This window comes from Streptomyces sp. NPDC020362, from assembly GCF_040642095.1.
Taxonomy (GTDB): domain Bacteria; phylum Actinomycetota; class Actinomycetes; order Streptomycetales; family Streptomycetaceae; genus Streptomyces.
This window is the reverse complement of the sequence record NZ_JBFAET010000489.1, coordinates 1-1,123: the sequence shown is the minus strand read 5'-3', so window position 1 is coordinate 1,123 and position 1,123 is coordinate 1. Positions and strand designations below refer to the sequence as shown.

Annotated in this window: 1 protein-coding gene; it reads right to left on the bottom strand. The window is 71.1% G+C overall.

Annotation, left to right across the window (positions count from 1 at the left end):
• The coding region (locus AB0H32_RS48430) for a condensation domain-containing protein (protein ID WP_361136166.1) at nt 1–1,123 on the bottom strand (1,123 nt) is incomplete at both ends.

Below are 1,123 nucleotides of genomic sequence, written 5' to 3'. Positions count from 1 at the left end.
TGGCCAGGACCAGCGCGGGACGGGCGTCCTCGAGCATGTACGCGATCCGGTCCGCCGGATAGGCGGGGTCCACCGGCAGATACGCACCCCCGGCCTTCCACACCGCCACCACCGCCACCACCAGCTCCTCGGTGGAACGCGGCAACACCAGCGCCACCAGCGACTCCGCACCGATGCCACTCGCCACCAGGTGGTGCGCCAACCGGTTCGCCCGGCCGTCCAGTTCCGCCGCCGACACCGTCCCCACAGCCGAGACCAACGCGGGCCCCGACGGATCCGCCACCACCCGACGCGCGAACAACTCGGGGACGGTCAGCTGCGGGACCTCACGCGCGGATCTGCTCCACTCCCCCAGCACCTGCCGCCGTTCGACGGGGTCCAGCACGTCGTGGGAGCCGATGGGAGCCTCGGGGTCGGCGCTCAGCGCGTCCAGGAGCCGGACCAGGCGTGCACCGAGGCTCTCGGCGGTCCCGGCGTCGAAGAGTTCGGTGGCGTACTCCAGCAGGCCCTCGACGGATCCGTCGGGGTGTTCGGTCAGTTCGAAGGCGAGGTCGAACTTGGCGGCGCCGGTGTCGATGCGGCGTGTGCTCGTCTGCAGTCCGGGGAGGCCGAGTTCGGCGGCTGCGGTGTTCTGCAGCACCAGCATCACCTGGAACAACGGATGCCGCGCCTGCGAACGCTCCGGCGCCACCGCATCCACCACCCGCTCGAACGGCACGTCCTGATGCGCATACGCCGCCAGATCCCACTCCCGCACCCGCCCCAGCAGCTCACGGAAACTCGGATCACCCGACACATCCGTCCGCAGCACCAGCGTGTTCACGAAGAACCCGACCAGATCGTCCAGCGCCTCGTCCTGCCGCCCCGCGATCGCACCACCCAGCGGGATGTCCTCCCCCGCACCCAACCGCGACAACAACGCCGCCACACCCGCCTGCAACACCATGAACACCGTCGCACGCGACTCACGGGCCACCTGCTGCAGGCGCAGGCCCAGTGCGGCCGGGATCCCGAAGGCGTGGGTGGCACCGTGGTGGCCGGCTACGGCCGGGCGGGGCCGGTCCGTGGGCAGCTCCAGCAGATCCGGAGCACCCGCCAGAGCCCCCTTCCAGAACTCCAGCTG